The 14,100-nt window shown below is 58.7% G+C and carries 15 protein-coding genes; 3 read left to right on the top strand and 12 right to left on the bottom strand.

The window, feature by feature from the left end; all coding sequences use genetic code 11:
- The first annotated feature begins 112 nt into the window (after window positions 1–112).
- The 3 genes from nadC to MME58_RS03865 are packed head-to-tail and all read left to right on the top strand — an operon-like array spanning window position 113 to window position 3,399.
- Window positions 113–961 (top strand): carboxylating nicotinate-nucleotide diphosphorylase, encoded by an 849-nt coding sequence (gene nadC / locus MME58_RS03875; protein ID WP_055006432.1) that lies wholly within the window; start codon window positions 113–115, stop codon window positions 959–961.
- A 47-nt stretch (window positions 962–1,008) separates the two neighbouring features.
- A complete protein-coding gene (locus MME58_RS03870) occupies window positions 1,009–2,097 on the top strand; it encodes a TIGR00266 family protein (protein WP_055006431.1) in 1,089 nt (362 codons plus the stop codon).
- A 60-nt stretch (window positions 2,098–2,157) separates the two neighbouring features.
- Window positions 2,158–3,399 carry a VWA domain-containing protein gene (locus tag MME58_RS03865; RefSeq protein ID WP_055006430.1) on the top strand — a complete coding sequence of 414 codons (1,242 nt, stop codon included), beginning with the start codon at window positions 2,158–2,160 and terminating at the stop codon, window positions 3,397–3,399.
- Window positions 3,400–3,585: 186 nt separating this feature from the next.
- Here the strand turns inward: MME58_RS03865 and MME58_RS03860 are convergent, their stop codons facing one another.
- The 12 genes from MME58_RS03860 to MME58_RS03805 form a co-directional block, all read right to left on the bottom strand.
- On the bottom strand, window positions 3,586–4,164 hold the full coding sequence (locus tag MME58_RS03860; RefSeq protein ID WP_054985708.1) for a TerD family protein: 579 nt from the start codon (window positions 4,162–4,164) through the stop codon (window positions 3,586–3,588).
- A gap of 37 nt (window positions 4,165–4,201) precedes the next feature.
- Entirely contained in the window at window positions 4,202–4,777 is a 576-nt protein-coding gene (locus tag MME58_RS03855; RefSeq protein WP_055006429.1) for a TerD family protein, read from the bottom strand.
- Window positions 4,778–4,804: 27 nt separating this feature from the next.
- Window positions 4,805–5,839 (bottom strand): TerC/Alx family metal homeostasis membrane protein, encoded by a 1,035-nt coding sequence (locus MME58_RS03850; protein ID WP_004663703.1) that lies wholly within the window; start codon window positions 5,837–5,839, stop codon window positions 4,805–4,807.
- Between the two features lie 26 nt (window positions 5,840–5,865).
- Complete coding sequence (locus MME58_RS03845; RefSeq protein ID WP_054985706.1) at window positions 5,866–6,315, bottom strand: tellurite resistance TerB family protein; 450 nt, start codon at window positions 6,313–6,315, stop codon at window positions 5,866–5,868.
- Between the two features lie 51 nt (window positions 6,316–6,366).
- Entirely contained in the window at window positions 6,367–7,566 is a 1,200-nt protein-coding gene (locus tag MME58_RS03840) for a TerD family protein (protein ID WP_055006428.1), read from the bottom strand.
- Complete coding sequence (locus MME58_RS03835) at window positions 7,563–8,156, bottom strand: TerD family protein (protein WP_054985704.1); 594 nt, start codon at window positions 8,154–8,156, stop codon at window positions 7,563–7,565. The genes MME58_RS03840 and MME58_RS03835 overlap by 4 nt, the downstream gene beginning before the upstream one ends.
- A gap of 47 nt (window positions 8,157–8,203) precedes the next feature.
- Entirely contained in the window at window positions 8,204–8,950 is a 747-nt protein-coding gene (locus MME58_RS03830; protein WP_054985703.1) for an HAD-IB family hydrolase, read from the bottom strand.
- Window positions 8,951–9,901 carry an HpcH/HpaI aldolase/citrate lyase family protein gene (locus MME58_RS03825; protein WP_055006427.1) on the bottom strand — a complete coding sequence of 317 codons (951 nt, stop codon included), beginning with the start codon at window positions 9,899–9,901 and terminating at the stop codon, window positions 8,951–8,953.
- Window positions 9,901–10,995: a cysteine protease StiP family protein gene (locus tag MME58_RS03820; RefSeq protein ID WP_055006426.1), complete on the bottom strand. Its 1,095-nt coding sequence runs from the start codon at window positions 10,993–10,995 to the stop codon at window positions 9,901–9,903. The genes MME58_RS03825 and MME58_RS03820 overlap by 1 nt, the downstream gene beginning before the upstream one ends.
- Window positions 10,988–11,746, bottom strand: a complete 759-nt coding sequence (locus MME58_RS03815; RefSeq protein ID WP_054985700.1) for an HAD family hydrolase — start codon at window positions 11,744–11,746, stop codon at window positions 10,988–10,990. Before MME58_RS03815 ends, MME58_RS03820 begins: the two co-directional genes overlap by 8 nt.
- Window positions 11,739–12,872 carry a phosphoribosyltransferase domain-containing protein gene (locus MME58_RS03810; RefSeq protein ID WP_055006425.1) on the bottom strand — a complete coding sequence of 378 codons (1,134 nt, stop codon included), beginning with the start codon at window positions 12,870–12,872 and terminating at the stop codon, window positions 11,739–11,741. Before MME58_RS03810 ends, MME58_RS03815 begins: the two co-directional genes overlap by 8 nt.
- Window positions 12,873–12,938: 66 nt before the next feature.
- A complete protein-coding gene (locus MME58_RS03805; protein ID WP_055006424.1) occupies window positions 12,939–14,078 on the bottom strand; it encodes a trypsin-like peptidase domain-containing protein in 1,140 nt (379 codons plus the stop codon).
- Window positions 14,079–14,100: the final 22 nt, after the last annotated feature.

Here is a 14,100-nt window from a genome sequence, read left to right as displayed (position 1 = left end):
TTTGCCAAACCGACCAACTGCATGTTCCCAGTGCCGCACCTGAGCATTGCCGCAGGTGGGTTCGCGGTGTGCGGTGCCTTATACTCGGACGACTTTGCTACTGGAGCCCGCTATGCCGAATTTACGAATTGCCGACCTGACCGCCGAGATCGAAGCCAATGTGCGTCGTGCATTGCTTGAGGATGTCGGCAGCGGCGATATCACCGCCCAATTGATTCCGGCAGAACGGCTGGCCAAGGCCACTATCATTTCCCGCGATGCAGCGGTGATCGCAGGAACCGCGTGGGTCGATACCGTCTTCCGGCAACTGGATCCTCGGGTGGCAGTGCACTGGCAGGTGAGCGACGGCGACCGGGTCAGCCCGAATCAGGCGCTGTTCCATCTGGAAGGCCCGGCTCGTTCGCTGTTGACCGGCGAGCGCAGCGCGCTCAACTTTTTGCAGATGCTCTCGGGCGTGGCCACGCGTGCGCAATATTTCGCTGACATGGTTGCCGGCACCCAGGTCAAGCTGCTGGATACCCGCAAGACACTGCCGGGCCTGCGCATGGCGCAGAAATACGCAGTTACCTGCGGCGGCTGCCACAACCACCGGATCGGTCTGTACGACGCATTTCTGATCAAGGAAAACCATATTGCAGCCTGTGGCGGCATTGCTCAGGCGGTAGAAACAGCGCACCGCATTGCACCGGGCAAGCCCGTGGAAGTCGAGGTAGAAAGCCTGAGTGAGCTCAAGCAGGCCCTGGACGCGGGTGCCGACATCATCATGCTCGATGAGTTGAGCCTTGATGATATGCGCGAGGCCGTGCGCCTGACCGCAGGCCGCGCCCGCCTGGAAGCCAGCGGTGGCATCAATGACGACACGCTGCGGGTGATTGCCGAAACGGGTGTGGATTACATTTCCATCGGTGCCATGACCAAGGACGTAAAGGCTGTGGACCTGTCCATGCGCCTGAGCCTCTGACCCATCACACACAGACGACTGTCACGATTCGCTCGGGAGTGGACGCTTTGGAACAATGGTTTGTCATGAATGCGGGCAAGCAGCTTGGCCCGATGGATGCGGACGCCGCACGGCTGATTGCCCGTGAATCACCCGGTGCATGGTGCTGGAAACAAGGCATGCCGGACTGGCAGCCGATCTATCAGGTGCCGCAGGTTCGTGCGATGAAGAAGGATGGCGTGACGCCCTTCCCGGCCCCGACACCGGACATGATCCAGCCGAAACCCTCCGGGCTGCCTGCACAATCCGCCCCGACACCTGCACCTGCACCTGCACCTGCACCTGCACCTGCAAAACGTCCTTCATTTACGCCAGACCCGAACGCATCGGGTGGCTATGGTCTGTCGCAGGCGACCGCCGGGGTGGACTTCAAGCTGTACGGTGCGGAAACACAGTTCGTCGAACTGGAGCTTGATCCTGGCGAAAGTGCCGTCGCCGAAGCCGGGGCGATGATGTACAAGACCTGCGACGTGCAGATGGAAACCATCTTCGGCGACGGCAGCAACCAGTCATCAGGGCTGCTGGGGTCGCTGTTCGGTGCCGGCAAACGCATGCTGACGGGCGAAAGCCTGTTCACCACAGTGTTTTCGCAACAAGGATCGGGCAAGGGACGCGTGGCATTTGCAGCGCCCTACCCCGGCACCATCCTGCCACTGAACCTGGGTGATTTCGACGGCAAGCTTATCTGCCAGAAAGACAGCTTTCTAGCCGGTGCCAAAGGCGTCTCCATCGGCATCCAGTTTCAGAAAAAAATCCTCACCGGTTTGTTCGGAGGCGAAGGTTTCGTCCTGCAAAAGCTGGAGGGCGACGGCTGGGTGTTCGTGCACATGGGCGGCACAGTGCGCAAGATCGAACTGGCTGCAGGCGAAGCACTGGACGTCGATACCGGGTGTCTGGCGGCCATGACGCAGACGGTCGATTACGATATCCGCATGGTCGGTGGCGGTATCAAGTCGATGTTGTTCGGCGGCGAAGGTGTGTTTTTCGCCAGGCTGACAGGGCCTGGCACGGTATGGCTGCAAAGCCTGCCCTTCTCACGACTGGCCGGACGCATGCTGGCAGCAGGGCCAGCCGGAGTGGGCAGAAGCGAACGTTAACGTCAGCATTTCGTCATTCGATCGGGGGCCATGCAGCGCCCCCATTGCCAAGGAAGAGACATGCAGATTACTCAAGGTCAACGCATTCCCCTGTCCAGCCTGATTCAGGGCACTGACCTCACACTGTCGATTGCCATCCAGTCTGCGCAGGTCATTGATTACGTCTGCTTCGGCATCGATGCCAACGGCAAGCTGTCGGACGATCGTTACATGATTTTCTTCAATCAGCCGAGCAGCCCCTGCCACAGTGTCAAACAGCTGAACGGCGGCGATTTCCAGCTATCGCTCGCGAGTTTGCCTGCCTCGATAGACCGGTTGGTATTTACGGCGTCCATTGATGGTGCTGGCACCATGAGCGAGATTCAGGCGAGCCATTTCAGCATCCGGCATGAGGGCCGCGAAGTGGCCCGTGGCGAGTTCTCCGGCGCAACTTTTGCCGCCGAAAAAGCAATCATGGTTGCCGATATCTATCGCAAGGGCGGCGAATGGCGCATAGCGTCCAACCTGCAGGGTTACAACGCCGGGCTGGATGCACTGGTGGTCCACTTCGGCGGCGAAGTGGCTGATGCGCCGGCACCCGCGCCGGCGGCACCTGCGCGAATTTCGCTGGAAAAGAAAATCGCTGACGCCGCACCGCAATTGATAAGCCTGGCCAAGAAGGCTCAGGTCAGTCTTGAAAAAGCCAGACTGACCGATACCAAAGCCCGGGTCGGTCTGGTACTGGATGCATCCGGCTCGATGAATCCGCAATATACCCGCGGCCATGTTCAGGAGGTGGTGGATCGCCTGATCCCGCTTGCCGTGCATTTCGATGACGACGGCGCACTGGACTGCTGGGCGTTCGGCGCCAAGCCGCAGCAACTGAGCGCGGTGACGCTGAGCAACTTTCAGCACTTCATCAAGACCGATCATGGCGGCTGGAAAGACTGGGAACTGGGCGCGCGCATCAACGATGAGCCCAAGGCAATGCGCATGGTCATCGACTATTACAGGAAGTCCGGTGACAAGACGCCGGTCTACATCCTGTTCATCAGCGACGGCGGCGTGCATCAGGACCGCGAAATTACCCGGTTAATGACCGAAGCGGCAAAGCTGCCGATCTTCTGGCAGTTCGTAGGCCTTGGCGGACGTGGTTACGGGATTCTGGAAAAACTCGATGACATGGGCGGCCGCGTTGTCGACAACTGTAACTTCTTTGCCCTGGACCGGCTGGATGAGGTCCCGGAAGAGAAACTTTATGACCTGCTGATGGAAGAGTTCCCGGACTGGCTGAAAGCGGCCAAGGCGGCGGGGATTTTGTAAAACATCGAGCGTGCTCAACTGGCGTGCGGAAGGCACTTGTATGCTGGAGCGCTCCCAACGACAACCTCTACTAGCGTGCGACGCTCTGCGTTGCCATGCCGTTCTGGACGCTCCGCGTCCTCTTTTCGACATAACAAAAAACCCCTGCCATCGCTGGCAGGGGTTTTTATTGTGCGTTGCCCGGGGTTAGCCGATTGCCACGCCGTGCGCCTCTGCCAACGGCTTCAGGCCGCCTGCAAAGCCTTGACCAATGGCCTTGAACTTGAACTCTTCGCCATTGCGGTACAGCTCGCCGAAGATCATCGCAGTTTCGGTCGATGCATCTTCCGACAGGTCGTAACGAGCGACTTCTTTGCCGTCCGCCTTGTTCACAACGCGGATGTAAGCGTTGGATACCTGACCAAAGCTTTGCTTGCGCTCTTCAGCCGAGTGGATAGTGACCGCAAAAACCAGCTTTTTGACCGCAGCGGCCAGACCGGTGAGCTTGACGTTCACCGACTCATCGTCGCCATCGCCTGCACCGGAACGGTTATCGCCCAAGTGCTCGACCGAACCGTCAGCCGATTTTTTGTTGTTGTAGAAAATGAAGCTGTTGTCGTCCAGCACCTTGCCATTTTCACCCACGATAAATACCGAGGCGTCCAGGTCGAATTCGGTGCCATCGGTAACGCGTGGATCCCAGCCCAGACCAACGGTAATTTCTGTCAGGCCAGGAGCCTCTTTCGACAGGGAAACGTTACCGCCTTTACTCAGACTTACTGCCATGTTCGTAATCCTTTCTGGAAAATTGGTTAGGCGCGAATCAGAAACTCATGCCGAAATGGTTGGCGACAGCTTTCAGGCCACCGGCGTAACCCTGGCCAACCGCACGAAATTTCCATTCCTGGCCATTGCGATACAGCTCGGCGAAGATCATTGCGGTTTCAGTCGACGCGTCTTCCGCCAGGTCGTAGCGAACAACCTCAGAACCTGACTTTTCATTCAATACGCGAATGAACGAGCCGCCTACCTGACCGAAATTCTGCTTGCGACCTTCAGCCTCATGAATGGTCACCACAAAGACGACCTTGTTCACATCGGCTGGAACACGGGTCAGGTCGACCTTGAGCACTTCGTCATCGCCGTCGCCAGCACCGGTACGGTTGTCACCGGTGTGTTCGACAGAACCATCGGCGCTCTTGAGCTGGTTGTAGAAAATGAAGTCAGCTTCACTGCGGACCTTGTCATTGGCGCCCAGCAGGAATGCGCTGGCGTCCAGGTCGAATTCCTGGCCGTCAGTGGCTCGCGGGTCCCAGCCCAGACCGATCAATACATTGGTCAGGGTCGGGTCGGTTTTCGACAGCGAAAGGTTGCCACCTTTTTGCAGGGTCAAAGCCATGATTCGTTTATCTCCTCTATCCAGTGTTTACGCTTTTTCTTCGGCGGGTTCTTCTTTACCCGGGAAGAGCAGGCTTGCAACGATACCGATGATCAACACGACGACCACAACCAGCAGGCTGGTATTGGCGCTGATCTCGTAACCGTGATGGAACAGGTGGTTGGTTGCGTTCAGACCCAGTTTGATGGCGATGAAGAACAGCAAAGCAATGACCGCTTTCTCCAGGTGCACCAGATAGCGCTTGAGGGCTTCAAGAACGAAATACAGGGTACGCAGACCGAGAATCGCGAAGAGCATCGCCGAGAACACGATCAGCGGCTCGCGGCTCACCGCGATGATCGCGGGCACGGAATCGAACGCGAACAGCACGTCGGATATTTCCGCCACGACCAGACACAGGAACAACGGAGTTGCGAACAGGGCACCCTTGGCAGCCAGCGTGATACCGGCGTTTTCTGGCTTTTTGACTTCTTCTTCCAGAACCGAGCGACGGACGAAGAAATTGCTGCCGTGCAGCTTTGGCCATACCGGGAACAGCTTTTTGGCGAAGCGATACGCCATGTGTTGCGAGTAGTCGACTTCTTCGTCGTCATCATCACCCGCTCTGAGCATCATGATGGCTGTCCAGGCAACGATGACCGCGAACACCACTTCGACCCAAGGGCCCAGAGCCAGGAGGCCGGTACCAATGGCAACGAAAATGCCGCGGAAGACGATGGCACCGATGATGCCCCAGTACAGAACGCGATGGCGCAGGCCATCCGGTATCTTGAACCAGGAGAACAGCGCCATGAACACGAACAGGTTGTCGACGCTCAGTACTTTTTCCAGCGCATAACCGGTAACAAACAGCGTCGCGACTTCAGAGCCGTGCTGCACATACAGGAACCCGGCAAAAGCCAGCGAAATGGCGACCCAGAAAATCGACCACGCCGAGGCTTGCGCAAGGGTAATTGGTTTGTTTCCCCGGTGGGAGAACATGTCGATAGCCATAGCCGTAATGGCCAGACCGACGAAAACCGCCATCGTGAGTGGAGGGAAGCCTAGAGAGGTGCTTTCCATTTAACTGCGTTCCTTAGGGTAAAAAATTACAGGTCGAAATCGGACGGGTTCAGGCCAAGCTCTCGACAGATCGTGCGGCACACTTCCCGCTCTTTCTCATCGAAGCTGCCATCGGCGCCACCGATAGCACAGCAGACGCGCACCAGCAAACGGGCAGCATCTTCTTTCTTTTTGATCTTGCCGATGGTTTTCAACGCTTCGGCACGGCCAATTTCAAAATCGAACTCGAACTTGGAGCAGGCATCCTGAAAACCCTGAATGACTTCCTTCATGTCAAAAACTTTCAGCTCCTGAGAGTTCTGAATGAAGCCTGCCATTTTCTGCTTTTCACTGGAGCTGATATCGCCGTCTGCGGCCGATACCAGAGCACAGCCGGAAACCACAGCCTCCATGAATTCACGATTCTTGAACTTCGAGACTTCCGAAGCCAGCTTGTCGCGAGCAGCTGTCGCATTTGTTTTCAACCAGTCCAGCATGTCTATCTCCCATGAGGCGGCACAGCCAGCCCAGAAATACCACGGTATTGTTTACTTGGAACCGGCAGCCCAGCGCATGCCCCAGCCATAGGCCTTGTCCATGTTGCTGTGGCCGTTATGGAAATCCACACGACGTGTCACCTTGACCGCACCATTGTCGTTTTCCAGCAAAGCAATTGCACACATGCCCTGACGCCCGCCCTCTTCGTTAAGGCGGACCTCGATAGGTGGCTGACCCGGCGCATGAATGGTGACGACCCCGTCGGTTTCTTTCCAGTTCGGCGCACCTTCATAGATGAACGCATAGACCAGAATGCGGCGGATCTTGTTCCAGTGCGCGCCATTGATGTGCAGCCATTCGCCATCACTGATCGAGCCGGTGCGGTCATCACCCATCAATTTGATGAAAGGCTCGGTGTCGAGCGAACCGAACGAGTTGCCCAGCGCCTGAACAGCGCCTTTCAAGCCGTCCTGCAATTCGAAGAGGCAGCCTACATCAAGGTCGATGGCATTGCTCTTCTTCATCGAGAAGAAGCCGCCGCCTTTGCTGTCACTGCGACGGTTCCAGTTCAGGTTGACCCGGATTTCTCCGAAACCGGCGCTGGATTTTTCCAGACTGATCGAAGCACGGGTCTTGTCCAGCGTGATCTTGCTGAGACTGACGGTCGACCTGACGGCAGGTGCAGGTGCAGGTGCAGGTGCAGGTGCAGGTGCAGGTGCAGGTGCAGGTGCAGGCTGATCCTGAGGCGCGGACACTTCAATGCCAAAGTTTTTTGCCAACGGCTCAAGGCCGCCTGCAAACCCCTGGGCCACGCAACGGAATTTCCACACGCCCTGACGCAGATAGAACTCGCCCAGGATCAGCGCGGTTTCTTTCATGCCGTTGGTGGGGATATCCGCTTCGATACCGCCAGTGATGCTCAATGCCAATCGTGACACGCTGCCAAAGCTGGCCTTGTTCTCGTAAAGGGTGGCCGTCAGGGCAACTTTCTCGATGACGGAGTCCAGACGGCTCGGGTCAAAACTGAACACAGCACGCCCGGCCGATGCTTCTGTTTGCTGGACCGCACCGCCGTTTACGCTTTTCTGGCCGTAGAAACACATGTCCTGGTCGCCACGCACCTTGCCAGTGCCGGTCAGCAGGAATGCAGACACGTCGATATCCGCATCCGCCAGCGGCGAGTAATTGACCTCGATCGTCAATGGACCTGCAGCGACTGGCGCGTTGGCGCCCGGGACAAGTCGGGTCATGCGCGCACAGCTCCAATCGCCAGTTCGACCAGGTCATCGGCAGTGCGGCCATTGGTAACCTGCCCTACCGCGGTGAAATCCCAGCCTGCCGGGGTACGCGCCAGGTAGGACATCACCACGCCGGTGTGCTGACCTTTCTCGGACAGATCGAAGCGACCCAGTTCGTTGCGGCTGCCCAGATCGACGATACGGCAGTAGGCATTGGCGACTTTTTCAAAATTCTGACCGGTGAACGAGTTGACCGTGAACACCAGGTATTTGACGGTGGCTGGCAGTTTCTCCAGGTCGACACTGATGGTTTCATCGTCGCCCGCACCTTCGCCGGTGCGATTGTCACCCGAATGCTGAATGGCACCGTCGCGTGACTGCAATTGGCGGAACCAGACAAGATCAAGAGGCTTCTTGTCGGCGTCGAGCATGATGCAGGACGCGTCCAGATCGATGTCACCGCCGCCACCGCCGAGCAATTTGCCGAAGAAGCCAGTGGCTTTTTCAGGGTCCCATCCAAGGCCCATGCTGACTTTCTTGAGGCCGGTCCCAGCGGTTTTCTCGAGTGAGATCGTCTGGTTCTTTGCCAAAGTGAGTGCCATTTTTCGCTCCATGTGGACGTCGGAATTCGGATAAAAGTGTTACAGCCTTACCGTGTTGGCCCGTCATTGCCATCAGGATTGTGTAACTTGGCGTTAACGGGACCTTTATAACGGCCTCGACGCCACGTCGGATGGAACAGACGCCAGTGCGCATCCTGAGCAGCGGCGAGCAATTCGTGATCCCCCCGCGTGTCGCCCCAGGCACGTACCCGGAACTGCGTAAGCGGCCCGTAAACACTTTCAAGACGCGCAACCTTGGAGTCGCAACGGCAGTTGCTGCCCTCGATCAGTCCGGTCAATTTGCCGTCGATGACTTCCAGATTGGTGCCGATCAGCTCCACTTTCAAGCGATCAGCGAAGGGTTGCAGGACCATAGCAGGCGATGCTGAACAAAGCGTGACAATGGCACCCTTCTCGATTTCGGCGGCGATCGATTCCAGCGCAGCAGGGCGCATGAGGCGACTCCAGTGCGACTGGCAGAACGCTTCGGCCTTTTGCTGCAGCCATTGCACCTCGACGCCGCTGAGAAACGCCTTGATAAGGCGGCCCTTCAGCTCGTCGCGGGTCACGCGCTTGGCCAGATAACCAATGCTCGGCAATACCAGCCGGGCCATGCGCACAGAGAAGGCACGTTGTCCGAAAGCGAACTTGAGAAACGGCACAAAGCTGTCGTGCCGGGTAATGGTCCCGTCGAAATCGAAAACCGCCAGCAGGCGTTGCTCCACTTCGATTTCAAGATCAGGCCCTGCTGGTTGAAGATCAGGTTCTACGGTTTCAAGGTCAGGTTCTATCATCTAGCTAACTGCCTCAGCGAGTCGAATGCTGGCATCCATGATCGAAGCGGGTGCGGATAACACTCCATGCCATTTGGCGCGCTCCATGATGTGGGTTGCCCATTTGTAATGGGTAGCCGGTTCACACATCGCATCGTTGTACTTGAACACTGCGGGGGCCACAGAGTTCAAAATCATCCGGGCGGAGTTCATGTCCTCCAGACTGACGCGGAGTGCATTCTGAATGATATTGACCTGCGAGGGGTGAATTGCCGTTTTACCGACCAGCCCGTTGGTAATATCCAGCGTCAGCTCATGCTCCAGAATGTCCGGAGTGGCCAGTTGCTCGAACACCGGCGCGGTGAGTGCAAAGCCCTGCGAGCCCATTACGCCAGCCAGCATCGGGATGACATAACCCATTGGGGTCGAATACAGGGTCATGGCCGGATTGCGACGCAGCCCCAGACAGCCCATCAGGTCATTGCCACCGATGCGCAAGGCAATTATCCGCTCGTAAAGGCTGGCCTTCAACGCCTCACCCAGCTCGACCATTGCCGTCGGATTGAACACTTCCGGTGTTTCCAGCGTAGGCATCAGCGCCAGCGCCGGGTTGGTCACAGCCTGCTCCCAGCTTGTCAGGCTTTTCAGCGAGAGCTTGGGGACAACGAACCCGTCAACGTGCGCCATCAGCGGCCAGTCGTTGAGAATCCGCGCCATCGCCGCGTCTCTCGGGCGAACGAACAACAGCGGACCATTGGCCGGACGGCCGCCACGGTCCTGAATGCGGGTCAGCACCTGGCGAAGGTTGACCAGCGCAGTGTCGACATCGATCAGCGCTACCGCATCTTCCAGGCACACAACCAACGAACGCAGCTCGGGAATCTTTTCACCGAACACCACATCGACGATGTCGTCCCGGGTAGCAGGCATGTACAGCGTTGCCCCCAGCGCGTAAGGCGAGAATAAGGCCATTAGCTCAGACTCCGAATGATGGTCACTGCCCGATAAGGGCCCAGGACATCGCCGACTTCTTCAACGGGAATGCCCGCTTTTTCTGTCAAATGCAGTAGCAACTGCACATCGCTGTCAGCGAGATTGCGTACCAGCACATGATCCGGTACGCGGCGCATCACCGCTCTAGTGGCTTCGGCAATGCCCGGCTTGATGCGATTGAGGTTATTGATCTCGAAGCGCTCGGCCAGGCGGTCGATCACCTGCAATGCGCCAGCCTTGAGTTCGGTTCGCTGACGCAGCGTCCAGGGTGTCAAGGTGAGCGTAGAAGTGTTTTGACGACGCTGGTTGTCGATCTGTTCAATAAAAGACTGCGTGACGTCGTGCCCCTGCAACTGCTCGTACACCACACAACCGTGCAGCCCGCCGTCGGTCGGCCAGATGGAGCGTGACACCAGACCGGACACCGTGGCACCCAGGATCCCGGAGGGAATCACCCAGTCTTCCGCCGACGCTGCCAGCCAGGCGCTGCCGCAGGGGTCGGCCAGCACGACCAGCCGTGGCTCATCGGGAAAACGTGCATCGCCCGCCAGACTGCGACGGATCTCACCTGAAATCGCACCCTTGCCGGTCCAGCCGTCGACAAACACGATGTTCTGCGCGCCATGGGCCTGGATGATGGCTTCCAGTGCCACGTTATCGATACCACGATCACGAACGATACTGATGCCGTAGTGATGCGTTTCGCGGCCAAGATCGATCAGCGCCCGACGCAGCAGCACACCCAGCGGCAAGCCGGCGCGTACAAATGACACCAGAACGATTTCAGCGCCGGTGCATTCCCGGTCAAGCGCCTGTGCCAGGGCTTGCACGTCACCGGCCATGCGCGTGCCGTTCTGGCTGAGCGCCCGCTCATACAACGCCTTGTGAGCGGCGCTGGGGGCAGACTCCTCGCTGATCATTTCCGAATAGTGCTTCTGCCGCGTCTGGATCAGGCGCTCCTTTTCCTCGACGCTGGTGGTCTGCATCGCGATGCTGCGCAGCAGAAAATGCACGTCATCGTGCAGATAACTGCCGCTGCCAACCGTGTCGAGCCCGTGAACGGGATCACTCATGTGCTGCTCCGACAAACATTTTCGCCAACTGACTGCGGGCAGGGGTCGCCCACCAATGGCACTCGTCCATGAAACCCAGGTCGGTAATGCTGTCGCCAAAACCGAGCACCGGGCGTTCGCCATTGATCGCCCTGTCGCGCCGCAGCCATTCCTGTACCGCGTAGCGCTTGGCCAGCCCCTCGGGCAGAAAGGCCAGATTGTTGCCATTGCCGTGAATGTGCATGCCATCGAGCAAGCCGCGGGCCTGCACTTCGGCCAGCACTTTGGTGAGGATGCTGTCATCGCTCTCGTTGTGCTTGGTCACCACGTAATGAAACAGCTGCGCCTCTTCAACCACCCAGCCGCGCAGTGAAAAACCCAGTTCCTGACCAATCGCCAGTGTGGTGGCAGACAGTTCATGCAGACGCGACTGATAGCTGGCCAGGGTCTGTTTCATCTGCTCGTTCCAGTCAGGGTCCAGTCGACCCATGACATCGAGCATCACACCACCGTGCGAACAGATCGCGCCTGCGGCGAACGGCAGTTTGACCCGACTGTAGGCCTCGACACTGCGTGCCGTCACCGGCACTACGTCCGAATGCGCCAGCAGCCAGTGCGCGAAGGACTTCTGCACGTTGGTCATGTAACCGTTGGCGTTACCAGCGATGTCGAGGGTTGCGACATGCTTTTCAATGTCAGCAGGGGTTTTGCGCGCGGTCTGGAACAGCGTGTCGTCCAGATCGACGAAGATCAGCGGGCGCTCGTTACTCATCGCAGATGACCTCGGCGTTCAGCGCTTCGATAAGCTCGGCAGGCACCGCCTGCCTTGGGGTTTCGGTGCAGATCAGCACCCGGTCGAACTGACCCGGCCTTACGTTGTAAAGAAAATTGGGAATGCCCAGCCCATAGTTGTCGGAGAAAGACAGCGCATGATCGATGGCATGCCCCAAGGCAATCGGTGAACGGCTGGTAGAGCTGAAATGCACATCGGCCCCAGCTTTTTCCAGACGCTCGGCCAGCAGAAACGGACGCCAGACGAACTCGCTGGTGCCCACGACCAGAACGCGTTCACCCGTTTTGACCGTGAGCCCGGGAGCCAGCGTATCGGCCACCGACAGCACGCCCATCCGCCCCCAGTCGTTGGCGGTCACCAGCGGCCAGTCGCCCATTGCGACGGTGCCGACCTCCGGCATGTCCGGCAATGGCGCACTCACGTCCTCATCGAAGGAATACGAGCCTTGCAACAGCGAGACCTGCTCCGCCACTGCCCCCATCGATGAGCTGACCGCTCCGGCCGACCAGTCGGTGAGCACGCAGGTCACCACCCGCTCGATCTTGCTCAACCCGGCTTCGACCAGCGCCTGATGCAGATTGATGAAGGTCTTGCCCGTCGAAGCCTCGTCGTCGACCAGCACCAGCGAGCGTGCGCCAAGCATCATCTCGCGTAACGCCGGATCGACAGGCAGATGAATAAGGTGAGCGCTGGCGTGGCTATGCTCTTCTTCAAAACGGGCAAACAGCTGGCTACCGGTCGGATGGCGCGTGCTGACCAGATACAAGGCATCAGGGCGCGTTTCGCTGTAGGCACGGTGTACCCCGGCACCGAGGCCGACTGCCGTTTCGGCCATGCCGATGACCAGCACCGGACCGGGCAGGTCTGCCGGGATCTTGTGCGCCAGGTCCTGAAAGCTTTTCAGCATCACGCCCGGGCGCGCAGGGATATGGCGCCCCAGCACTCGGGACACGAACAGAAAAGCACGCTTGGGGTTGCGCCGCTCGGCAAAGCCGAACAGGGAGTCCGGAGCAATGGTCGACGAATCGACACTGACATCGAGGCGACCACGAAGCAGATCAGCACGAAGCTTTGTAGGGTTGGAAAAAGCTGCGCTGCTGTCCATCGATAAATTCCTGATTAACGGGGCCGCAGCCCCAGACGCCTGCGGATTGAGCAGGCAACACCGATTTCATTGACGTGAGGCTTCAACGAGCCACAACGATGACTGGGCGGTGCGCGAGATTTCGGTGGTGGTGTACGACCTTTCCGCACGGTCATGCGGCGCATCGATGCGGCAAGCCTGCAGAAAGGACATAAGCAGTGCGGACTTCACGGCGAAGTTCATGTTTTGCCCGTCCGGCACGGTGGACGTCACCATGCCGATCACCGCACCACCGTTATCGAATAACGGACTACCACTGGACCCCGGCTGAATCGGGGCCGTGAACTGGAACAGGCTGGCGTCATTGTGCAGGCCGAACAAACCGGAGATACCGCCCTGAGTCACCTGCAGCCCGCCGCCGGAAATGGACGCCAGTGGATAACCCAAGACCGCTACGGTATCACCCGGCTCACAGCCCTGCCCGTCCCGGAATGTAACCGGAGACAACGGCGGTGCACCTTGCACGCGCAGCAGCGCGATGTCGTTGCGACGGTCGATCACCACCGGCTCGGCCTTGTAACGACCCTCCAGTGAAGTGATATAGAACACGCCCATGTCTTCGATAACATGCGCACAGGTCATGACGTGCGCAGGACCGACCACAAACGCCGTACCCGTCGCCGACTCATGCCGAGGCGCGCTACCGGCCGTTCCGGACGGGCGGCGCGGATGACGGTCGTCGACCTCCAGCCCGATCTTGCGCCCGAACGCCGACAGCCCATACGCAGAACCTTCGCTCAGCGCACGGAATTTCCACTGTTCGTTACGCTTGTAGAACTCGCCGATGATGATCGCCGCTTCGCCGTTATCGCGCAGGTCCAGGCGGTGCTCGATGTCGCCATCCACCATGAGGTGCAGGCTGCCGATATCACGGACCGGCCCCATGGCCGCATACACGTAGACCATCAACAGCACGCGATCACTGCCGCTCGGGAGCCTGTCCAGCCTGAGCGTACAGCCGACATCCTGAGGGCCGCCGCTCCACTCCATCCAGTTCTGTTCCTGATGCAGCAGCGCCGGATCGCCCATAGGCTGGCGCTTGTCGTTGACCGCCAGCAAGGCGACAGCGGCGTATTCACCGAACACCGAAGATTGACCGCTCTCCAGGTTCCAGGAGCAGTGGGCGCCAGCTAAAGCAGTATTTGCACCTGGCGCAAGAAGCTTCATGCCCGATCCTCCCTGATAAGAG

Source organism: Pseudomonas syringae pv. tagetis (genome assembly GCF_022557255.1).
GTDB classification, from domain to species: Bacteria; Pseudomonadota; Gammaproteobacteria; order Pseudomonadales; family Pseudomonadaceae; genus Aquipseudomonas; species Aquipseudomonas caricapapayae.
This window is presented reverse-complemented; position numbering and strand designations above follow the sequence as displayed.